At 35.7% G+C, this 9,301-nt stretch carries 3 protein-coding genes; all 3 read left to right on the forward strand.

The window, feature by feature from the left end:
* A partial coding sequence (locus V8G56_RS16215; protein WP_395438162.1) for a type IX secretion system membrane protein PorP/SprF occupies positions 1 to 294 on the forward strand: 294 nt, incomplete at its 5' end.
* A gap of 466 nt (positions 295 to 760) precedes the next feature.
* Positions 761 to 9,007: a T9SS type B sorting domain-containing protein gene (locus V8G56_RS16220; RefSeq protein WP_395439513.1), complete on the forward strand. Its 8,247-nt coding sequence runs from the start codon at positions 761 to 763 to the stop codon at positions 9,005 to 9,007.
* Positions 9,008 to 9,047: 40 nt separating this feature from the next.
* Positions 9,048 to 9,301: type IX secretion system membrane protein PorP/SprF (locus V8G56_RS16225; RefSeq protein WP_395439514.1), on the forward strand; the 254-nt coding region annotated here is incomplete at its 3' end.

Consider the following 9,301-nt stretch of genomic DNA (forward strand, 5'->3'; position numbering starts at 1 on the left):
AGTGACAGAAGATCCAGTACTGATATCAATTTTAAAGTGAGGAAGTACAATAGAAATGAAGATTATTATTGGGCCGGTATCTCTTATCGTTTTCTTAACGACCAATTTTTTAAACCATTAAATGTTGGACCTATGGTAGGTTTTAAAAAGTCTATGTTTTATTTTGGATATGCTTATCAGGTAACCATTAATGATTTATCAAGTTACAATTCGGGAACCCATGTGATTACCATAGGCTTAGATTTTCTACGAGGCATCAGTAACTGTCCTTGTACACAAAGTCCTGTTCATTAATTGACAGTTTTATATTTTCGGCCTGGTTTTAAATAAAATTGAAAATACTATTTTATTAATATGAACATTAAATAATGTAAATTTAAAGTCGTACTGATTTAATTTCAATGAATAGATTTTTTGCACTATTAATGCCTTTTAATGGTATACGCAATTATGATCTCTATCAAAGTTGAAAACCTTCAACTATTTCTTTATAACCATATTCTGACTTATTTAAGAAATAAATTCTTACAAATGATATTCTGAAATCGTTTAAATGTTCAAAAAACAGCCAAACAACGATTAAACACTTAATTTATTGTAGCTCCCTTTGCTTTTAAAAAATATTTCAATATATTTATGCTGTTAAAAGGTAATAATTTTGGTTGAAATGAAAATTAAGTAATTTTATACCTACATTTTAATAAAAAATTCTTTTTTCTTTACCCCAAATGAAGACAAAAGATTAGAAAATTAACCTACTATGAAAAACATTACTTTCTTAAGCAAAGGGCTTATCGTTATTTTGTTTTTTGCTATTTTTCAGTCATTTTCTCAAAATCTTGTTCCTTTTGTGCCTAGATATGATCAGGCAATTAAAGGTGATATTCTTTTAATTGGGAATAGTAATGTAGGTCTACACGTTTCAAATCCTTATAACGGAAATGATACCAATGATAGGATTGATGCAGCAGTATATGTTGATATTGATGGAGATCCAAGTACATTTAATTCCAGTAGTGCGGACTTAGATGTGCCAAATGACGTTAACTGTTATAAAATTGTATATGCCGGTTTATATTGGAGCGCCGTTGTGAATGGGTCTGATCCAATTTCAGATATTAAATTTAAAGTTCCAGGTGGTACCTATACAGATATTTCTGGAACCCAAATTTATTTCCAGAACGCTGCCAATAACAGTAATTCTAATACTTATGTATATTACCAAGATGTCACTAATTTAGTAACGGCATTGGCAGATCCTGAAGGAACTTATGCAGTTGCTAATATTTCTTCATTAGTTGGCCCAAGACCAAATTCAGAAGGTCTTTCAGCAGGTTGGTCTCTTTTTATAGTATATGAAGATCCTCTGTTGCCGAGTAAGTATATTACCTCATTTGATGGTTTTACAAAAATTACAAGTACTATAAATGAAACATTTCCTGTTTCTGGATTTACAACAATTCCTGTTGGACCAGTAAGAGCTAAATTTGCCTTTAGTACTATAGAAGGTGACCGCAGATACACCGGTGATTATTTAAGACTTAATGGTTCTACAATAAGTGCTACTAATAATGCTGGTACCGTAATACGTCCAGGAAATAATTTTTTCAACAGTACAGTTTCTTATATTGATCCAGTGACCAATACTCCTGAGCTATTTACCACCAGAGTTCCAGATGGCTCTAATACTTTAGGGTTTGATGCAGGTATAATAAATATTCCTAACGCAGGAAATACCCTCATTCCAAATGGAGCTACTTCAGCAACTATTAGTTTGGGAAGTAATCTAGATATTTACTACTATTATTTTAGTGCATTTGCAATTGAAATTATTGCTCCAAATATTGTATTGACCAAAATAGTTGAAGATGCTTCTGGTAATGATATTGGAGGACAACTGGTTAACCTTGGAGATGAATTAAATTACGTTATTGGTTTCCAGAATACTGGTAATGATGATGCTACAGACCTTACCATCAGAGATGTTTTACCAATAAATATTGTATTTAATTATCCTGCTGACATCGTTTCCTTGCCTACGGGAGTTACTGTAGATAGTTACAATGCGGCTACACGAGAAATTGTTTTTAGGGTGGATAGAGCTGTTGTAGAACAAAATGATCCTGTTTTAGAAATACGTTTTAAAGTAACCGTCGTTAAAACATGTAGTTTACTGAGCGATGCCTGTTCTAATATTATAAACAATCAAGCTTACGCAACATATAAAGGAACTATTAATCCTACATTTACAATTTCAGATGACCCTAGTTTTAGTACTAATACAGGCTGTTTGTTAACCCCAGGAGCTACCAACTTTCTGGCTGATATCAACTGTACTTTCGAAGAGAATGTGATACTATGTGGTGCTAGCACGGTTTTAACAGCTGGAAATGGATATGATGCTTATTCTTGGTCCACAAGCCCTACAGGGTCCCCCGTTATTGGAACTACACAATCCATAACCGTAACAACTCCAGGTACTTATTATGTTCATAATACCGCTATTGCACCTTGTCAATCAATTGATCAAGTGTTTAATGTCATTACTTTTGGTGCTGGTGTTACCAATCCGTTAATCCCATTTGCTGATCAGGTGGTGACCTGTCCAAACGATGGAAAATTATTACCTAATTTTTTCTTATGCGGGGCTAATGATTCAAGATCTATTCAGACTAATATCACAGATGCAACATCCATAATATGGGAAAAATTAGATGAAACAAATTGTCCGGCCGTCACTGATTTAGATTGTGCTAATGAAAATCCTTCATGTACTTGGAATCAGATTGCCACCGGACCAGATTTTATGATTGATACTGCAGGGCAATATCGATTAACCTTAAATTATACCGGGGGATGTTTTAATCAGTTTTATTTTAATGTGTATGAAAACTTATTAATTCCAACCGTTACTTCAAAAGATATTATATGTACAACTCCGGGAGAAATAACTGTTGGAGGCGTTCCTAGTGGTTATGAGTACAGTATTGATGGCATTAATTATCAGCCTACTAATGTTTTTTCTATTGTCTTACCCAATATTTATCAGGTTTATTTCAGACAAATAGGGGTCACACCAAATCCATGTATTTTTACCGTACCTGACGTTCAAATCAGACAAAGGAATTTTACAGTTTCCACCATTATTACACAACCCTATTGTTATGGTGAAAAAGGAAGTATAAAATTGGCTGCTAATGACGTGCGTCCACAATATTTTTATTCAATTTATCAGGGTGCAACGCTAATAAATAGCGTTGGTCCGGTAATGGAAAGTGATCATACTTTTGCCAACCTTAATCCAGGATCTTATATTGTAAATGTGTCTACTGAAGATGGATGTATTTATTCTGGAAATATTGATATTATAAATCCACCATTATTAACAGCAACGGCTGCACTTACAAAGCCATTGACCTGTACAGATGGAGAGATAACGGTTTATCCTGTGGGAGGAACCCCTCCTTATTACTATTTTGTAAACAGCACTACTGTTTTTCAAAGTACACCAATAATTACAGTAACGACTCCCGGAATCTATAACATTACAGTTGTAGATTCTAATAACTGTTCAGCAGAGACTTCCATAACAGTAAATGCAACACCTGCGCCAGATTTTAATGTGACACCAACAAATATTCTATGTGCAAATTCAGGTAATAATGGGATCATAAATATTAATGTTACCAATGCCAATGGCAATAGTTTAATGTATAGTATTGATAATGGTGTTACATTCTTTAATTCACCAATTTTTACTGGTCTGGCAAGTGGAAATTATGATGTGGTAGTTCAGTACACCACAGGAACTGATGTTTGTCTTTCTGCTCCACAGCCTATTGTTATTACTGAAGTACCTCCAATTATTGGAACAGCGACATTAACTACTCCATATACATGTACTTCTAATGGTACCATATCTGTTTCAGGAGTTTCTGGTGGAACGGCTCCATATACTTATAGTTTAGATGGTTTAAATTTTCAAGCCGGACCTATATTTTCTGGATTAACAAATGGAATCTATGTTGTTACCATCAAAGACTCAAGTGGATGTACTTTTGCAATTGCTCCTATAACCATAGATCCTTTAAATCCACCTACAGATTTAGCATTTAGTAATACTCCATTAACTTGTCCGTTAAATATTTCTACAGTAACATTAACTCCAACTGGAGGCACTGGAACTTTGGAATATCAAATAATATTACCAGCTTCGGCTGCTACTAGTTATCAAACTTCCAATGTGTTTGCAGGTTTAGCACCAAATACCTATACTTTTAGGGTAAAAGATGCTAATAATTGTACATATATTGAGTCTTTTACCATTACGCCTTTACCAATTATTAGGGTAAACACCGTTTTAACCAAAGATCTTGATTGTACCATATCACCAGATGCCATCATTACAGGTTCTATTTCAGGAGGTGCAGCACCTTTTACATATGCAGTATCTATAAATGGAGGCGCCTATAGCTCTCTAGGAGCAACAGGTTCACCATTTACTTATACAGCACCAACAGACGGTACCTATCGATTTGAAATAACCGATGCTAATGGATGTACAGCAGAATCGGGAATACAAACTATATACGCTATTTCACTTCCCGAAATAAGTTCAATAACATCAACACCAAATTTATGTTTTGGTGGCACTGATGGAGCGATTCAGGTTACAATTAACAGTGCGGTTGGTACGCCACCATTCGCAATAACCGTTAATAATGATACAACAGGTATTAATTATGGTACCCAATTATCAGGATTGCCTTCTGGCGATTATACGGTGACATTAACTGATTCGAAATCTTGTCAGGATACAGCAACAATCACAATTGCAGAACCAACTCCAATAAATGTGGCCTATCATCCGGTTGATATTACATGTAGTGCTCTTGGAGTATCAAAAGGCTCTGTAATAATTGATGGTGTTACAGGTGGCACCGCACCTTATGATTATTTTGTGACCGGAACCAATGGTTATTCTGATTTTGAATTGAATGCCGCTGGAACAACATCTACTACTTTTGATGTGGTTGATTTTGGTTTGTATCAAATCAATGTCGTTGATGCTAACGGTTGTGCAGTATTGATTCAAGATGTATTAGTAGCATCACCACCTGATCATCTTCACGTTGATGTATTTTCGCCTCCATTGGATTGTTCTACAGGAGGGTCTGCTGCAGTGTCAGTAGGATCGGCGCTTCCAAGCTCAGGACCATTTCATTTTGCTATTTATACAGGAATTGGAATGACCTATTCACCTCCGACTGCTTTTCCTTGGCAAGATGAAGACGCTGTTGGAAGTGCACAAACTACGTTTAATAATTTATTACCAGGAGTTACCTATACTTTTATAGTTTTTGATGAGTCCACCAGCTGTTATTATTACGAATCAGCCACCCTACCAATTCCAACAAATTCTACATTGATTGCCAATGCAGTCACTTCAAATAATATTACTTGTGTTGGTAGTGCTGACGGGAACGTAAGTTTTAATATAACCAGTGTTTACCCAGTTACGACAGATGTAAGTTATGAAATATATAATTCTCAATCTTTAGTGCCAACCGGTATTTCAGGAACGGGAACAATACCAGCAAATGGTACGTTGACAGTATCTAATTTTGGTACATTACCTTTTGGTAATTATTTTGTGTTAATAACAGAAAATGCTGGTGCAACAAATGCAGGATGTAGTGTGGTGACGGCAAATTTCAATATCACAGAATCTAAGTTTGATTTAAATATTACAGCTACTGTTGATAAAAATGCTAACTGTAATCCAGCTTCAGGTGTTATTAGTGCTACTGCTACAGATGGAACCGCACCATATGTGTTCCAAATAACAACAACTGCAGTCCCACCATTAGCCTCAGATCCATTATGGGCTTCGACTAACGTATTCAATAGAGACGCAGGAAATTACTACGTACATGTTAAAGATGCGTATGGTTGTATAAAAACAACGCCTGTCATTGTTTTACCATCAGATCCGGTACCAGCAATTACAGCAATTTTAAATAACCAATGTACGGTTACTGAAGGTAATTTTGAAATTGATGTCACCTTAACAGCGGCGGGAATACCTCCTTATAGTTACAGTATTGATGGTGGTGCGTTTCAAACAATAACGGCTCCGTTTACCATATCAAACCAGGCATCAGGACCTCATACTATAGAAGTACGTGACACAAATGGTTGTGCAAATTTAGAAACTGTCATTATATCACCACCATTAGAATTGATTCCGGCAGTCACGGTATTACCAACATGTAATGATGATGACGGAGAGATTGAAGTGACTGCTTCTGGCGGAACCGGTAATTATTCATATGAAATTATTGCGCCCATTATTGTGCCAGCTCAACCGTCAAATATTTTTACAGGATTAGGTGCAGGAACGTATACCTTAAGAGTGAATGATTTTACTAATTCTTGTTTTAAAGATGTAACTATCGTTTTACCAGCAGCAATACCATTAACTTTTACCACTTTACCAACGGCAGTTATTTGTTATGGAGATACGGGTTCTTTTGAAATTAATATCAATGGATATTCAGGTCCGTATAATTATGAAGTTTTTGATAATTTGGGAACTTCTGTAACAACAGGAACTGGAAATTCGTCAGTACTAAATCCAGAAACAGTTACATTAATACCGGCAGGTAATTATACGGTTACAGTGACCGAAACGGCCAGTCCTTTTTGTTCAGCAACTTCAAGTGTGATTATTGCTTCTCCATCAGACGCATTAACACTTTCAGCATCAGAAACATCAAGTGTAACTTGTGATGATGGACAAGGAACCATAACAGCTCTTGCCAGTGGTGGTTGGGGATCTTATGAATATGAGTTAACAGGTGCAGCATTTGTTGCATACTCTCCAAACGGTACATTTAGAAATTTATCAGCTGGAACTTATACCGTGAATGTTAGAGATGCAGGAGGATGTATTGCAACAACAGGTTTAACTCTTGACATTCCGCCACCAATCAATGCTACTGTTACAGCAACTAATTCATTACTGGCATGTTTTGGAGATACCAATGCGACTATAACAATAAGTGGTGAAAATGGCGGTCAGGGAAGCAATTATACCTATGTGCTTCATATGATTTCACCAACACCAAGTTCATCCGGACCACAATTATCACCCGTATTTGATGGGTTAGGAGCAGGGGTTTATAATGTTACAGTAACTGATGGGTATAATTGTTCATTTGATTCACCTAATGTAACTATAACAGAACCAAGTGAAGTACAAGCTCTTTTAGTGAAAGAAACGTCTCAAACCTGTTTAACAGGAACAATACTTACATTAAGTGCTTCAGGAGGAACAGGAGGATATACTTATAGTGATAACATAAATTTCACTGGAGGACCTTTAGGTTCATTCGTGTCATCAACAACCATTACGGTAGCACCCGGAACGTATATATATTACGTAAGAGATGCTAATGGTTGTAATGCTCAGGTGTCCAATGAAATTAAGATAGATCCATTGCCAACGCTAACAATTAACATAGATGCAACCAACGCAACCATCAATTGTAATGGCGATACTACTGGTGTTATAGTAGCAGTAGCTCAAGGAGGTTTAGGAAATTATATTTATACATTACAAGATGCATCAGGAACAAATATACCGGGAGCGGTGCAAAACAGTCCGGGAGTTTTCACTGATCTTCCTGTTGGAACCTATCAGATAAGAGTGGATAGTGGAGATTGTTTGACAACATCTGCGACAATTACTATTACGGAACCTGCTTTACCATTAACAGTAAATTATTCAATTTCAAATGTAACCTGTAATGGGTCGAATAATGGTGTTATAGAAATAAATGCTTCTGGCGGAACAGGTATTATTAAGTATGCCATTTCACCGCAATTGAATCAATTTTTTGAATCATCTACTTTTGAAAACTTATCACCTGGAGCCTACCAGGCTATGGCTCAAGATGAATTGGGTTGTTTTGTGATTTTCGATTTTACTATTACCGAGCCTGCTCCTGTAATGCTAACTATCATTCCTAGTTCAATCATTCCAGAAGTTTGTTTTGGTGATATGAATGGTGAGTTTAGTATTGATATTACTGGTGGAACCGAGCCTTACAGTGTGAGTCTGGACGATATTAATGGCGTTTATACCATAGGAATCTTAGGTCAAACACAATTTGATTTCACAGGATTAGAAGGTGGCGATCATGTTGTTTATGTGAGGGATAATGAAGGCTGTGAATCTGAATGGAACATTACATTCCCAGAGTCTGTGTTAATTAATGCTGAAGTTGAAATAGAATATTGTACAAATAATACGGATGCTTCAAGTAATAGTGTTATAGTTTATGTTGATGATAGCACGGTTGACACGGCAGATATAGATTATTCATTAGACGGAGGAATATATCAAACCAGTAATATTTTTAATGATTTGGTATCAGGAAGTCATATTATCAATATAAGGCATACCAATGCCTGTGAAAAAACTATCAACTTTGATGTAGAACAGTTTGACCCCTTACAGATAGCTATTGATGATGGAAACCTTAATGAAATAGTAGCAACAGCTACAGGAGGTTCGGGTATTTACACCTATGAAGTCATAAATGAATCGACGTCATATACAGAATCATATGGCAATACCAGTACATTTATAATCTATGAGTCTGGGAATTATACGGTTAAAGTAACCGATAGTAACGGTTGTATTGCAAGCGCAACCAGATATTTTGAATATATTGATGTGTGTGTAACCAATTATTTCACCCCTAATGATGATGGCTATTTAGATGAATGGGGACCAGGATGTACATCACAGTATAAAGACTTAACCTATGATATTTTTGATAGATATGGTCGTAAACTTGTTACTTTACGAGTAGGCGAAAAATGGGATGGCAAATATAACACCATTGAGCTTCCAACAGGAGATTATTGGTATGTTGTAAGACTTAATGATTTAAAAGATAATCGTCAATTCGTAGGGCATTTTACATTATACAGGTAACAAATTAGTGGTTTAATCCTCTGAATTTAAAATGTTTCAAATGCAAAAATTAATTATATATCTGTTTCTCTTGATCGTCATAAAAAGTTATGGTCAAGAGTTGAACTTGCCTGTTTTTACGCAATATTTAGCAGATAATAATTTTGTGGTATCACCTACCTATGCAGGTATTGGAGACAATTTAAAAATCAGAGCGAACGGCTTGACACAATGGGTTGGTATTAAAGGCGCTCCAGATAACCAGTCTTTATATGCAGACTTTAGAATAGCAGATCGTTCCGGAATAGGATTCTC

The sequence above is a fragment of the Gaetbulibacter aquiaggeris genome (assembly GCF_044003965.1).
Classification (GTDB): Bacteria; Bacteroidota; Bacteroidia; order Flavobacteriales; family Flavobacteriaceae; genus Yeosuana; species Yeosuana aquiaggeris.